Source organism: Paenibacillus sp. FSL K6-2859, from assembly GCF_038008265.1.
Classification (GTDB): Bacteria; Bacillota; Bacilli; order Paenibacillales; family Paenibacillaceae; genus Paenibacillus_AQ; species Paenibacillus_AQ nitricinens.
Genome location: NZ_JBBOYU010000001.1, coordinates 5,531,989 through 5,546,040 on the forward strand (window position 1 = coordinate 5,531,989; position 14,052 = coordinate 5,546,040).

Sequence of the window (14,052 nt, forward strand, 5' to 3'; positions counted from 1 at the left end):
TTAAGAACCTATCAATTTCCATAGTAGTAGTAATAGTAACCTTCGCTGGCTTTACGTTTTACATTATTGAGCACCACGCCAAGCATTTTTGCACCTACACGATCAAGGTTAGCTTTAGCTTTTACAGCAATATCCCGCTTTACCTTGCCATAGCTGACAACCATAATGACACCATCACTCTTGGAAGCCATGATCTGCGCATCTGTAACCGCCAATAACGGTGGAGTATCAATAAGAATGACATCATAACGCTGGCGCAAGTCCTGCAAAAGAGTACTCATCCGATTAGAAGCCATCATTTCTGCAGGATTTGGAGGAATCGGTCCTGAGGTCATGATGGAAAGATTGGAAACACCAGAATCTTGGACAGTATCCTCAAGAACCGCCTGCTGAGACAGTAGTGAAGAAAGCCCAAATCGGTTACTAAGCGAAAAAGTCTTATGTGCTGTAGGCTTCCGCAAATCCGCGTCAATCAACAATACCTTCTTATCTGCTTGAGCATAAGCCGCCGCCAAGTTAGCAGAAACCGTTGATTTACCTTCTTCCGGTCCGGACGAAGTTACCATAATCACTTGAATAGTCTCATCCACAGAAGAAAAATCAATATTCGTGCGTAGCGCGCGAAACGCTTCAGATACAGGGGAGCGAGGATTCGTAACGGTAATCAGATGACGTTGTTTATTTGGCAGCTGTGACATGTTCGAGTTCGCCCGCCTTTCTGGATGTTTGCGTCTGTGCCTGTGTTATGCCTTGTTTATTTTCTTCTGAACCCAATCTTGTAATCATTGCTATCGTTGGCAGACCAAGATATCTCTCAATATCGGCTTCAGTCTTCAGCGTATCGTCCATGTATTCCAGCAAGAAAGCAATCCCTAAACCAATCATCAAGGAAACGATGAAAGCTATAGCCATATTCATTAAGACATTCGGTTCTACCGGTCCTGGCTCGATAAGTGGATTCACTTTGGCCTCATTCAGAATCGATACATTCTCCACATTAAATAGGTTAGGAATCTCATCCTTGAATACAAGTGAAATGGCATTCACGATTTCAGCGGCTCGCTGATACGAATTATCTCGAACGACAAGTGTCATCACCTGCGTATTATTGACAGAGCTCACATTAACCATCTTCAACAGCTCTTCTGCAGTAATATTGAACTGCGGATAATCTCTCGTAACAATATCAAGGATGGCTGGAGTCTTAATAATTTCCTTATACGTATTAATTAATTGAATATTAGTATTAATCTGGTTCAAATCAAGCTGTGCTGCTGCCGATTGTGTCGGTGTCTGGTTAACGATAATCTTAGTGGATGCTTCGTACACCGGATTCTTAATATACAGACTGTACACACCAGCAACACCGCACACCAAAACAACTATGCTAACAATCAGCCATAGTCTCTTCCTGACGATCTGAAAATAATCGCGAAGATCCAATTCTTGTGATGACAAGTGTAATTACCTCCAAGCTATTTCTGAAATATTTCGTTACTATATTACAGTACTTCCCTATTGGCAAAAAATTGCCTCCTCTCACCTACATGAGAGGAGGCTGTATACTATACTTTTTTATTTACTTACTTGAAGTTAATGGTACGGTAGATAATTACTGCTGCTTCAGCACGAGTTGCCGTATCGTTCGGGTTGAACTTACCAGCATTTCCGATAACCAAGTTATGATCTGCTGCAAATGCTACGCCATCTCTCAAAGATGCGCTGATCTTAGCAGCATCGGAGAATTGGCTGATTGCCGTTACATTCGTTGTTGCAGCTGGATTGATAGATTTCACTGCGCGGGAGATCATTGTTGCCATCTCTGCACGTGTGATAGTTGCATTAGGATCGAACTTAGCCGCACTGCGTCCAGTAATGATTCCTTTTTCTGCTGCAACTGCTACATATGGTGCATACCAAGCAGTTGAACTTACATCGCTAAAGCTTTGTACAGCTGAATTGTTCTCCAGGTTAAGCGCACGAATCAACATTTTAGCGAACTCTGCACGAGTTACATTGCTCTTCGGTGCGAATTTGCCTTCGCCTACGCCTTCAATCGCACCTTTTGCAGCTACGACTTGAATTTGTTTGCCAGCCCATGCTTGTACACTAGCAATATCCGTAAAGTTCACTTTATTCTCAAGCACTGCATAGGATGAGAAAGTATCACGTGGTTCTACGATGAACTCTCCATCAAGCACACCACCTTGGAATTGCAGGCTACCGTATACAAGCTTCGCTACGGACAGCAATTCTTTATCAAGACCATCAGTATTCTTAAGCGGAAGTTTAATGGTAATTGGTTGTTTGAATGTGCTTGTTGCTACACCGTTCACGCTAAGTGCAAATTCATACACATCCGAAGCCAATTTCAGTTTGGTAACAGAAGTTACAACTTCTGGTTTAGCGGTAGTTACTGTCAATGCAATAGCTGTGCTGAACTGACTTACAGGAATTGTTACGGTTACACCATTAAAGGTTACTGCGATATTCGCAATGCCGTTCGTCTTAGCTGCTTCAACAATAGCTTTGGACAACGGAACTTCAACAGTAGGCGCAGTGATCGTACCAAGATTCAATGTCAGCGTGAGGGCAGTACCTTCTTTACCGGCAGCTTTAGCTGCAGCAGCAAGATTAGCCAAGGCATTGATTGTATCGGTATCTACCAATTTCACAGTTGCTTTACCATCTACTACTTGTACCAGTTTAGATACATCATAAGTAGCCGCAGCTGCCAATTTCTGATCCACAGTTAATACAGGTGGAGTCGTTATGGAGCCGGAGCCGGAACCCGGAGTACTAGGATCAGTAATTGGTGTAGATGTCTTAAGATACGCGTTGTAGTAAGCTTTCGCCAGAACTAGCGCAGCTGCTTTTTCATTCTTAAGTGTTGATTCAACATTATTCTTGGTTGCTGAAATCATCTCTTTAGTAATCTTAAGTTCTGCTAGAGACGCTCTCAAGGAATAGTTGGCAGAACCAATGGTGCTATCGAGAACAATACCCTTCACTTTATTCGCGAGTTCACTGTTCGGATGAGCAATAAGATCAATCAGATCAGTTTCTGATTTTCCTTTTAGCAAGTTAATTAGCTTCTGTTCAACGCCGTTTGAACCAAAGATGAAGCTGTAAACTTCTTCAACCGAAAGATCTGTAACACCAGCTTGTTTACCGATTTCCTTCAGTAGCGCTTGATAAGCCTCATAATTAGGGGACTTCAGAATATCTGTAACTGCGGATAAATCCGGAGTATAGATAGACGATACTACTTCTAAATAGAAATCAAACAATGTAGATTTTTGTCCATCGCTGAGTTCAAGTTGAGCCAAAACAGGCGCGAAATCTTTTTCCAGTTGCTCACGTGAAAGACCTTGAAGCTCAGTACGGAAATCACGAAGCGTCTGCTTATCAGCATCAGTAAGCGTGCTATAAAGCTTCGTTGCGCGCTCCTTCAAGCTTGCAAAATCCACGCTAGTTGCAGCGGATGCTGTTCCAACGATCCCAAACTGAGCTGCCAATCCTTTGCTGCTAAGCGGAAGTCCTGCTACTGCAACCGCTGCCATGCTAACTGCTAATGTCGATACTACTAGTTTCTTTTTCAAAGTCACTAAATATCCACCTCTTTATATGTATTTAAATTCTCGTGTTACTATAGTCCTAGACTATTTCACCTTATGTCTACACTATTACGTATATCAACGATTCACCCAATAAAACCCATTCTACCACTATTAGGTAGATTAGTCAGCCCTTTCGGGAAAAAATCCCAAACAATTTGTGTCGATTCCTCCTTTTTTGTACGTGATTACCATGATTAACCTCACCATTTGCCACAATTTGCTGAGAGTTCTCGCGCATATAGTCGCGCATCTCAGGACCTAATTCTTTCTCTAAAACCACATAAGCAGCATTTAATCCAAAAGGACGATGAACACTGTCATGTGCATCAGAGGCCAACACATGTACTGCATTTCTACGACATAACTCCAGGGATAGCTTCTGAAGTTTACTCCCGAAGACGCCTGCAAGACTTTGTGCGGTTACCTGACCGAGTGATCCCAGTTCTATCAATCTTTCTAACTTAGAAGGATCGGCAGCTACTTCAGCATTACGCTCCGGATGGGCGATGACCGGAACGAACCCTTGAATGATCAATTCGTGACAGATTTCTTCCATGTTGCGTGGGACTCGTGAAGAAGGCATTTCTAGCAAAATATACCGCGAGTCTGCAAGACTTAGCAGTTGCCCCCGCTCCAGATCATCCAGTAAATCTCCGTACACTCTGATTTCCTGACCTGGAAGAACAAGCAGTGGATTGCCATGCTGACGAAGTTTCTCATTCATCAGATCCACCGCTTCTCTTATACTAGCGGAGTTATTCATATATTGACCGTTGGCGTGATGTGGTGTGGCAATGACGGATGTAATTCCGTCCCTATAGGCGTCTTGCGCCATGGCGAGAGCGGATTCCCAATCAGTAGCTCCGTCATCCATAAAGGGTAAGATGTGGCAATGGATATCTTTCATATGTTATCTATCGGTCCCTTCCCATAGAAAATTTAGTTTTACCCACAAAAAAATACAACCATTCCCAAATGGAATGGTTGCTTGATTGTAAATGAGTTCTTGTCTTAGGCTTCAGTAGGTTCCTCTTGCTGAGGTTCATTTCCATCTATTTCAGCATCCTCAGAATCTGGAGAGGAGAGAACATACCCGTCGATCAATCCCCAAAGCTCTTCTTTACCAAGGCCAATCTCTGAAGAGAATGGAATGAAATTATCCCCTGGCAGCACGCCAAGCTCCTGCTTCATGATCTTAATATGCTTTTGCCAGCGAGTCTTCGGAATCTTATCCGCCTTAGTCGCTACTACACACATAGGAAGATCATAATGCTTCAACCAGTCGAACATCATCTTATCATTGCTGGTCGGCGGATGACGCAGATCCACGATGAGCAGAACAAGCTTCAACGTATCACGCTCAGATAGATATTTTTCCACCATCTTGCCCCATGTCGCACGTTGTGTCTTCGACACTTTTGCATATCCGTAACCTGGAAAGTCAACAAAATACATGCTGCCTTCATTGATACGGTAATAGTTCATATGCTGGGTCTTACCTGGGGTGGAGCTTGTCCGAGCCAGATTCTTGCGGTTAATCATTCGGTTAATGAGGGATGACTTCCCTACATTGGAGCGCCCTGCCAGAGCAACCTCTGGCAAAGCATCATCAGGGTATTGATCAGGGCCAACGGCACTGATTATAAATTCGGCAATATTAACTTTCATAGGACTTCCTTTCTAATGCACACTACTCGGTGGCTCACTGCTAATTTCATTATGATGCTCAACTAACGCATGATGCAAGACCTGATCCATGTTAGATACTGGTATGAACTCCACATCATTACGCACGCTCTCTGGAATTTCTTTCAGATCACGTTCATTGTCTTTAGGAAGAAGGATCTTTTTATATCCGGCACGGTGTGCAGCTAGAGACTTCTCTTTCAGTCCACCGATCGGCAATACACGTCCACGTAGAGTGATCTCACCAGTCATGGCCACATCCTTCGAAACATAACGCTTCGTAAGTGCGGAGATCAATGCGGTAGCAATCGTAATCCCTGCAGACGGGCCATCCTTCGGAATCGCACCTTCAGGAATGTGGATATGAATATCAATCTTCTCATAAAAATCAGGCTGGAGCCCCAGCTCCTCCGCCTTCGAACGTGTATAACTGAAAGCGGCCTGCGCTGACTCCTTCATTACATCGCCCAGTTGTCCAGTAAGTGTCAGCTTGCCCGTTCCCTGCACAACAGTCACTTCGATCAGCAGCGTATCGCCACCAACCTCAGTCCAGGCCAGTCCAGTTACTGTGCCAATCTGATCTTCAAGCTCCGCCATACCGTAACGGTACTTCGATGCACCTAAGTAATCCTTGATGTCATCCGGCAGAATGACTACACTTTCTTTTTCCTTGGACACTATCTGTTTCGCGGCTTTGCGGCATAACGCTGCAATCTGCTGCTCCAAATTACGCACACCGGATTCACGAGTATATTCGCGCACGATACGTAGTAAACTGTCGTCTTCAATGATCAGCTGATCTTCTGCAAGACCATGATTCTTCTTCTGCTTCGGCAAAAGATAACGGCTACCGATCTGCAATTTCTCCAGTTCCGTATAACCCGGTATAAACAGCATTTCCATCCGATCAAGTAGCGGACGCGGAATGTTATGCACAACATTCGCTGTTGTAACAAACATAACGTTCGATAAATCAAACGGTAACTCTACGAAATGGTCACTGAACGTATTGTTCTGTTCCGGGTCCAGTACCTCAAGCAATGCGGAGGATGGGTCGCCACGGAAATCTGCAGCCATTTTATCAATTTCATCTAGCAGAATAACCGGATTAATCGTCCCTGCCGTCTTCATCCCTTGAATGATTCGGCCTGGCATTGCCCCCACATAAGTCCGGCGATGACCACGGATCTCCGCTTCATCACGCACACCGCCAAGCGAAATGCGAACGAACTTACGATTAAGTGAACGGGCGATGGAACGAGCGAGTGAGGTTTTACCCACACCTGGAGGCCCTACAAGACATAGGATCGGACCTTTTAGCTTCTTCACCAACTGCTGAACAGCTAAATACTCCAATACCCGCTCCTTTGGTTTCTCCAAACCGTAGTGGTCCTCATCGAGTACTTGCTCTGCCTTCTTAATGTCGAGGTCATCTTCTGTCTGTTCATTCCAAGGAAGACCCAGCAGCCAATCCACATAGTTGCGAATGACGCCACCTTCCGCTGAGCTCACTGGCATTTTTTCCAGACGATCGATTTCCTTCTCCATCTTCTCTTTCACGCGTTCCGGCAAATTCTTCTCTTCCATGAGATTCCGCAGTTCTTCCGCTTCTCCCACCCGGCCTTCCTTCTCGCCGAGTTCTTTCTGGATCGCTTTCATTTGCTCGCGCAAATAATATTCCTTCTGCGTCTTCTCCATCTGCTTCTTCACACGCTGATTGATCTTGCGTTCAAGCTCCAGCACTTCACGCTCATTATTAAGAATATCAAGAAGCTTCTCTAGCCGTTTACTGACATCAATCGTCTCTAGAATTTCTTGCTTATCCTTAATTTTTAGCGATAAATGACTCGTAATAACATCCGCAAGACGACCGGGCTCCTCAATATCGGATACAGCAGCCAGTGTCTCTGGTGTCACTTTTTTGGATAACGTTATATAGTGTTCGAACTGATTAAGTACTGTACGCATCAGCGCGTCACACTCTTGATCGCCATCTTCCTCTTCTGGTAGCTCGCGCGCCATAACCTCATAATACTCATCATTATCGATATAATTAATAATTTCGGCTCGTTCTACACCCTCAACCAGTACACGAATCGTACCGTTTGGCAGCTTCAGCATTTGCCGCACATTCGCGACAGTACCGACCCGAAAAATATCGTCCTGACCAGGCTCTTCAATATTCACTTCCGACTGTGAACACAGAAGAATTAAATTATCTTCAACCATAGCTTTTTCTAGTGCCCGAACTGACTTCTCACGGCCCACATCCAAGTGAAGAACCATGCTTGGGTACACAAGAAGACCTCTTAGCGGTAATAAAGGAAAACGACGACCTTTTGTTTTATTTGTCATCATCGCTTTCGCACCTCCCATGGCTCTCAATTAATCTCATATGAATTCATTCTAACAAAAGCAGCCCCAAAACACCAACAAAGTACTTGCAATTTAAGAATAAACAACCTTATTATCCTTAAAAAACAGCAACGTTTCTCAAAGAAATGTAAGGATTATGGAAAGTGTGAATTTATACTTTAAAAAAGGAAGCAGCAGACACGCCTGCGGCTCCCTTTATATTCCAGCGGCAAGTCTCGATTTACTTATCGAAACTATAACACACCCTAGCTTACATTCCAGGTAATATTTAAAGCTTAACCCTTTGCAGACTCTCCAGCGGCATCGGCCTTCAGAAGCGAAGGTGCTGCAGAGAATAGCTCACCAGCTACTGCAGGAAGCCTTACATCTGCTGTATCAGCACCAAACAGATGACGGAAGACCTCATCCACCGTTTCCATAGGAATGACGCGTAGTGGGGCGAGGTCAGCGAATAGGGACTGCCAATTTTCTTTTGGAATAAGCACCGTAGTAGCTCCCGCCTGAAAAGCAGCCTCCACCTTCGCAATTACACCACCAACAGGCTTCACACGGCCATGTATACCTATCTCACCAGTGATCGCTACGGTATTATCCACGGGAAGACCACGAATGGCGGAGACAATAGCCACTGCCATCGCAACCCCTGCTGAAGGTCCGTCAATGGGAGTTCCACCTGGAAAGTTCACATGCAGATCATATCGGTCCGGTTCCAGATTCATGGTGCGCAGTACGGTCAATACGTTCTCCACGGAGCCTTTAGCCATGCTCTTTCTCCGAATTGTACGAGAACCTCCGCCAATCTCTTCCTCATCTACCACTCCGGTTACGTTCAGTCTACCTTGACCGTTCTGCGCAGGTGCTGCGGATACTTCGATCTCGAGCAAGGTGCCCATTCCCGGTCCATACACTGCAAGTCCGTTAACTAATCCAATCTGTGGCGCCGAAGGAATTTTGCGCTCTGTTCGAAGTGGCAGCTGGCTACTGCCTGCTACCCATTCTACATCAGCAGCATTAAGCGTATCTCTCTGCTCCGTTAGCGCTAATCCAGCTGCGAGCTGAATCATATTGACTGCCTCCCGGCCATTTGTTGCATATTGCTGCACAACAGTGACTGCATCCGGGCTTGGCTTCAGTCCGATCTTCTGTATCGCGTCACGCGCGATGACCGCAATCTCATCCGGCAATAGCGGACGGAAATAAATCTCCATGCAGCGTGAACGCAGTGCTGGAGAGATCTCATCCGGGGAACGCGTAGTCGCGCCAACTAAACGGAAATCAGCAGGTAATCCATTTTGAAAAATATCATGAATATAAGCCGGAGTATTATTGTCCTCCGAATTATAATACGCGCTCTCTAGCAGCACCTTCCGGTCCTCCAGCACCTTTAGCAGCTTGTTCATCTGAATGGGGTGAAGCTCACCGATCTCATCCAAAAAAAGAATCCCGCCATGTGCTTTTGTCACCGCGCCCGGCTTCGGTTGCGGCACGCCTGCCACACCCATAGCTCCGGCACCCTGATAGATAGGATCATGCACCGATCCGATTAACGGGTCAGCAATACCTCGCTCATCAAAACGAGCGGTTGTCGCATCGATTTCAGTGAATTTGGCATCGTTTTTAAAAGGGGATAGCGGATTGCGCTTTGCCTCTTCCATGACCACCCGTGCCGCTGCAGTCTTGCCGACTCCCGGCGGACCATAAATAATCACATGCTGCGGATTAGCACTGCATAATGCGGCCTTCAGGGCGCGCAGCCCGTCTTTTTGCCCGACAATATCTCCAATAGAAGCCGGCCTAGTTTTCTCCGACAAGGGTTTGGTTAATGAAATCATACGCATTTTCCGTAGTTTATCCAGTTCTTTACGCGACTCTCGGTCTACCGCCGTCTTGTTTGTCTTCTGACCCCGCAGCAGATTCCAAAAGTATACGCCGATAACCAGCGCGAAAAAGAGCTGCACGATCATCACAACTATACTTAATTCCATAGGTCATCCTCCTGTTTCGTTCAGTCTACCTTTCCACCTTTGGCTACTATTAGGTAGTATAGCCGTTTCGGTAATTAGTAAACGCACAAATGAGGATTTGTTGAATTGTTGGTGTAGGACAGTCGGTGGAGTCCTGAGATTTAGTAACAAACTTGTTTGAATGGGGGGAAGTAACTTGATTAGTCTGGGTTCCTCGGTAATGATAATTATCTTAATAAACTGAACTCACTAAGTACGCAAAGTAACCTTATTAATTTATTTCGCTAAATATCTACTCATTTGCTCAGTTATGACCCAATTAGCAAGAACTATAGGGAAAACCTCCCTATAGTTTGAAGAAAGTAGTCCCAATGAAGGGCTTATAGGGAATTTTTCCCCATATTACGTTGATTCAAGTAAAAACAGCTACTTATAGTGAATTTATAAGGAGGTTTTCCATATAAACTCACTTTTCGAGCAAAATCGGTCTATTTATAGGGAGATTTTCCCTATAACAGGAATGCGATCATAGTTACCTTTGAAGTGAGCATCTGTACACCGATTCACCTTGCAAATCGTATTCACAATTTACGCCGAATGCCTACTTTAGCTAATTGGATTGCTACTTGTATCAAATCTAATTAGATACTGTAACTGTAGTATTTGTCTATATGGGTAAAGTAACTTGATTAGTCTTGGCTCCTCAGTAACGGAAATTATCTTAATACAATGAATTCACTAAGTACGCAAAGTAACCTTGTTGAAATATTTCGGTAAATATCTATTCGTTTGCTCGGTTATGACCCCGAACTATAGGGAAGAACTCCCTATAGTTCGAGAAGGGCGATCCCAATGAGGGGCTCATAGGGAATTCCTCCCTATAATTCGTCGGTTTTACGTACAAACAGCTACTTTTAGCGAATTTATAGGGAGGTTTTCCGTATAATCTCACTTTTCGAGCAAAATCGGTCTATTTATAGGGAGATTTTCCCTATAACAGGCATACAATCATAGTTACTTTTGAAGTGCAGCTCTTTCTCACAATACACTCATCCCTAACTACTCCCCTTAACTTATGCTAATCAATCCCAGTAAAATAAGACATCCCGAGCTAACTCATAACCTACATTTCTAACGCCATTTTCCCTTTTCACGGCTTTCAGCCAGCCTTTCTCGCATAATCTCATAAGCATCAATCGTACCGTTTTAGGATCTAGCGCGAAATAATCTGCTATATCTTTAAGTCGAACTACACCCGCTTTTCCAGCTATATATCGGATAATTTCTTTCTCCGTGAGAGTTGCTCCACCACTCGGTGCACTTACAATTTGGTAGCGGCTTAACGCCAATCTTAGCAACGTAACGCATAGCTCAGGGCGCTGTTCCACATCGTCGTAGGCAAATGAGATTACTTGGTAACCCATTCCGTACAGAAACGTCTCACGATTTAGCTCATTACAATACTTCAGCCTGTCCATGTCTCTTACATGTGCTGCATATCCTTTGATCTCAAACAATAATTTTACGGGTCCTGGCAAGAAAGCAAAGTCAGCAAAATAAGATCGCCCGCGCCAATCCAGCACCTCATACTCCGGATGTAGATCAGCGAAATCCCCACGAAGCGCCCACCATACATTCTGTAAAAACATCTCTTCGGCATGACGATGCCCTCTCTCTAGCCTTCCTCGTCTTTCCCCAGTCCTGCTTGCTAGATGTTTCTCAATAAACGCTTCATGCGCTTGTTCATAGTTCATTCGATGTTCCCCCTTATTCATTCGTCCTTCCCCACACTAATTAATTCCACGCAAAAAAAACGCCCCATTCCCACCACCGGATATACCGGGGTGTAACAGGGCGTTCTTCGCCACTTATTATGAATTGAATCATTAATTCGTAAAATACCAGTTACTTCGATTGCACCGGAGGTGCAAGGTTAGCATGAGCGCGGCCTGGGATTTCACCAGTCTCCTCATACGCTACAACGATCGCATCAATTTCCTTCTTCAGCTCATTCACTAGTTCCGCTTCAGGCACCTTACGAATCATCTGACCGTAACGGAACAACAACCCTTCCCCACGGGCACCAGCAATACCAATATCTGCTTCACGCGCCTCACCAGGGCCATTAACGGCACAGCCGAGCACGGATACTTTAATAGGCACCTTAAGCTTCGAAATGTATTCTTCCACCTCATTAGCGATGGAGAAAAGATCGATATCGAGTCGTCCGCAAGTCGGACAAGAAATGAGTGTAGCCGCGTTAGAGATCAGACCGAAGGTCTTCAGCAGCTCGCGTGCCACCTTAACTTCTTCCACTGGATCAGCGCTAAGCGAGATACGCAGGGTGCTGCCGATGCCCATAGAGAGCAGTGCACCGATACCTGCGGAGCTTTTTACTGTACCGGCAAACAAGGTGCCGGATTCTGTAATCCCGAGGTGCAGCGGATAAGGAATGACTTCCGCAGCCTGACGGTAAGCCTCGATGGCCATAGGCACATCGGATGCTTTTAAGGAAACGATAATGTCGTGGAAATCCAGCTCTTCCAGAATGCCAATATGGTACAGCGCACTTTCTACCATAGCTTCTGGAGTCGGGTATCCGTATTTCTCCAAGAGATGATTCTCCAAAGAACCGGCGTTTACACCAATCCGAATCGGAATTCCTTTTTCTTTACAAGCTTTAACTACTGCTTCTACCTTCTCCCGACGACCGATATTCCCCGGATTAATCCGGACTTTATCGATGCCGTTCTCAATAGCCATCAGCGCGAGCTTATAGTTAAAATGAATATCCGCTACGAGTGGGATATGAATCTGCTTCTTGATCTCCTTAATCGCGGCGGCTGCCTCTTCATTGTTGACAGTAACGCGTACCAGTTGGCAGCCTGCTTCCTCAAGCCGTAAAATTTCGGCTACAGTAGCCTCCACATCAGCTGTTTTGGTTGTACACATGCTTTGAATCGCAACCTCGTTGTTTCCCCCAATAATGAGCCCGCCAACATTGACAGGACGGGTTTGGTGTCTCAAGAACATGATTTTTCTCCCCCATAACGCCAAAGCTCCACCCCTTCGCAACCGCTAGTGAAGCGGGATAAGCGGAAGAAAGGTGGAGACAGTGACATGTATTGTTAAGGTAAGCGACTTACGCGCTTTCCTCTTTCTTCTTGTCTTTCTTAAGGTTCAATTCAGGCAAAGCCTTCTCTTGAACGACCTGCTCCGTGATCACACAATCCCTAATGTCATCACGTGAAGGCACTTCATACATCACATCAAGCATGATGCTCTCAATAATCGCGCGCAGTCCACGGGCTCCCGTATTGCGTTTGATCGCTTCCTTGGCAATCGCTTCGAGTGCCAGCGGTTCGAACTTCAGCGCTACGTTATCCATTTCCAGCAGCTTGATATATTGTTTAGTGAGTGCATTCTTAGGCTCGGAAAGGATACGCACCAGCGTATTCTCATCAAGCGGCTCCAAAGTCGAGATCACTGGCAGACGGCCTACAAATTCAGGGATTAGTCCGAATTTGAGCAAGTCTTCAGGCAATACCATCGACAAATATTCGCCAGGCCCCAGATCCTTTTGTCCTTCAACCGCTGCGTTGAAGCCAATGACTTTTTTACCGATACGGCGTTTAATCATTTGCTCCAGTCCGTCAAAGGCACCGCCCACGATGAACAAGATGTTCGTCGTGTCGATTTGAATAAACTCCTGATGAGGATGCTTACGTCCACCTTGTGGAGGTACAGAAGCAACCGTTCCTTCCAGAATCTTCAAAAGCGCCTGCTGTACACCTTCACCGGATACGTCACGGGTAATGGACGGGTTCTCGGATTTACGTGCCACTTTATCAATCTCATCAATATAGATAATGCCGCGTTCGGCTTTCTCCACATCATAATCTGCCGCTTGAATCAGCTTAAGCAGAATGTTCTCAACATCCTCGCCGACATAACCAGCCTCCGTTAAGGAAGTAGCATCAGCAATCGCAAATGGAACGTTGATAATCTTCGCCATCGTCTGTGCGAGCAAAGTTTTACCCGAACCGGTTGGACCAAGCAAAAGAATATTACTCTTCGTCAGTTCAACATCTTCGATCTTACTCTGGCTGTTCACACGCTTATAGTGATTGTAAACCGCAACAGACAGCGATTTCTTCGCTTGCTCTTGACCGATTACATATTGATCCAAAATATCGCGGATTTCCTTTGGTTTCGGAATATCCTTCAGATCAAGCTCTTCTTCATGACCGAGCTCTTCTTCCACAATTTCCGTGCAAAGCTCGATACATTCGTCACATATATAAACGCCCGGTCCTGCTACAAGCTTACGAACCTGCTCTTGTGATTTGCCGCAAAAAGAACATTTCAATTGCCCTTTTTCATCATTAAATTTAAACATCTAACCA

The 14,052-nt window shown here is 45.2% G+C and carries 10 protein-coding genes; all 10 read right to left on the minus strand.

The features are described 5' to 3' along the window. Window positions 1-11 precede the first annotated feature (11 nt). Complete coding sequence (locus MHB64_RS24750) at window positions 12-698, minus strand: CpsD/CapB family tyrosine-protein kinase (RefSeq protein ID WP_060621833.1); 687 nt, start codon at window positions 696-698, stop codon at window positions 12-14. Beyond that, window positions 679-1,458 (minus strand): YveK family protein, encoded by a 780-nt coding sequence (locus MHB64_RS24755; RefSeq protein ID WP_341135572.1) that lies wholly within the window; start codon window positions 1,456-1,458, stop codon window positions 679-681. Before MHB64_RS24755 ends, MHB64_RS24750 begins: the two co-directional genes overlap by 20 nt. Before the next feature lie 125 nt (window positions 1,459-1,583). Continuing rightward, window positions 1,584-3,608: an S-layer homology domain-containing protein gene (locus tag MHB64_RS24760; RefSeq protein ID WP_341135573.1), complete on the minus strand. Its 2,025-nt coding sequence runs from the start codon at window positions 3,606-3,608 to the stop codon at window positions 1,584-1,586. A 136-nt stretch (window positions 3,609-3,744) separates the two neighbouring features. Next, a complete protein-coding gene (locus MHB64_RS24765) occupies window positions 3,745-4,527 on the minus strand; it encodes a tyrosine-protein phosphatase (RefSeq protein ID WP_094873522.1) in 783 nt (260 codons plus the stop codon). A 104-nt stretch (window positions 4,528-4,631) separates the two neighbouring features. Then, on the minus strand, window positions 4,632-5,288 hold the full coding sequence (gene yihA, locus MHB64_RS24770) for a ribosome biogenesis GTP-binding protein YihA/YsxC (RefSeq protein ID WP_256989994.1): 657 nt from the start codon (window positions 5,286-5,288) through the stop codon (window positions 4,632-4,634). Between the two features lie 12 nt (window positions 5,289-5,300). Then, window positions 5,301-7,664: an endopeptidase La gene (gene lon / locus MHB64_RS24775; protein WP_042191259.1), complete on the minus strand. Its 2,364-nt coding sequence runs from the start codon at window positions 7,662-7,664 to the stop codon at window positions 5,301-5,303. A gap of 293 nt (window positions 7,665-7,957) precedes the next feature. Beyond that, the gene (gene lonB, locus MHB64_RS24780) at window positions 7,958-9,667 is read right to left on the minus strand and encodes an ATP-dependent protease LonB (RefSeq protein WP_094873524.1); all 1,710 of its coding nucleotides are present in this window, start codon (window positions 9,665-9,667) and stop codon (window positions 7,958-7,960) included. Between the two features lie 1,061 nt (window positions 9,668-10,728). Next, window positions 10,729-11,400: a hypothetical protein gene (locus tag MHB64_RS24785; RefSeq protein ID WP_341135574.1), complete on the minus strand. Its 672-nt coding sequence runs from the start codon at window positions 11,398-11,400 to the stop codon at window positions 10,729-10,731. A gap of 151 nt (window positions 11,401-11,551) precedes the next feature. Then, window positions 11,552-12,679 carry a flavodoxin-dependent (E)-4-hydroxy-3-methylbut-2-enyl-diphosphate synthase gene (ispG, locus tag MHB64_RS24790; RefSeq protein ID WP_060621818.1) on the minus strand — a complete coding sequence of 376 codons (1,128 nt, stop codon included), beginning with the start codon at window positions 12,677-12,679 and terminating at the stop codon, window positions 11,552-11,554. Window positions 12,680-12,788: 109 nt separating this feature from the next. Beyond that, a complete protein-coding gene (gene clpX / locus MHB64_RS24795) occupies window positions 12,789-14,045 on the minus strand; it encodes an ATP-dependent protease ATP-binding subunit ClpX (RefSeq protein ID WP_341135575.1) in 1,257 nt (418 codons plus the stop codon). Between the last annotated feature and the right edge of the window lie 7 nt (window positions 14,046-14,052).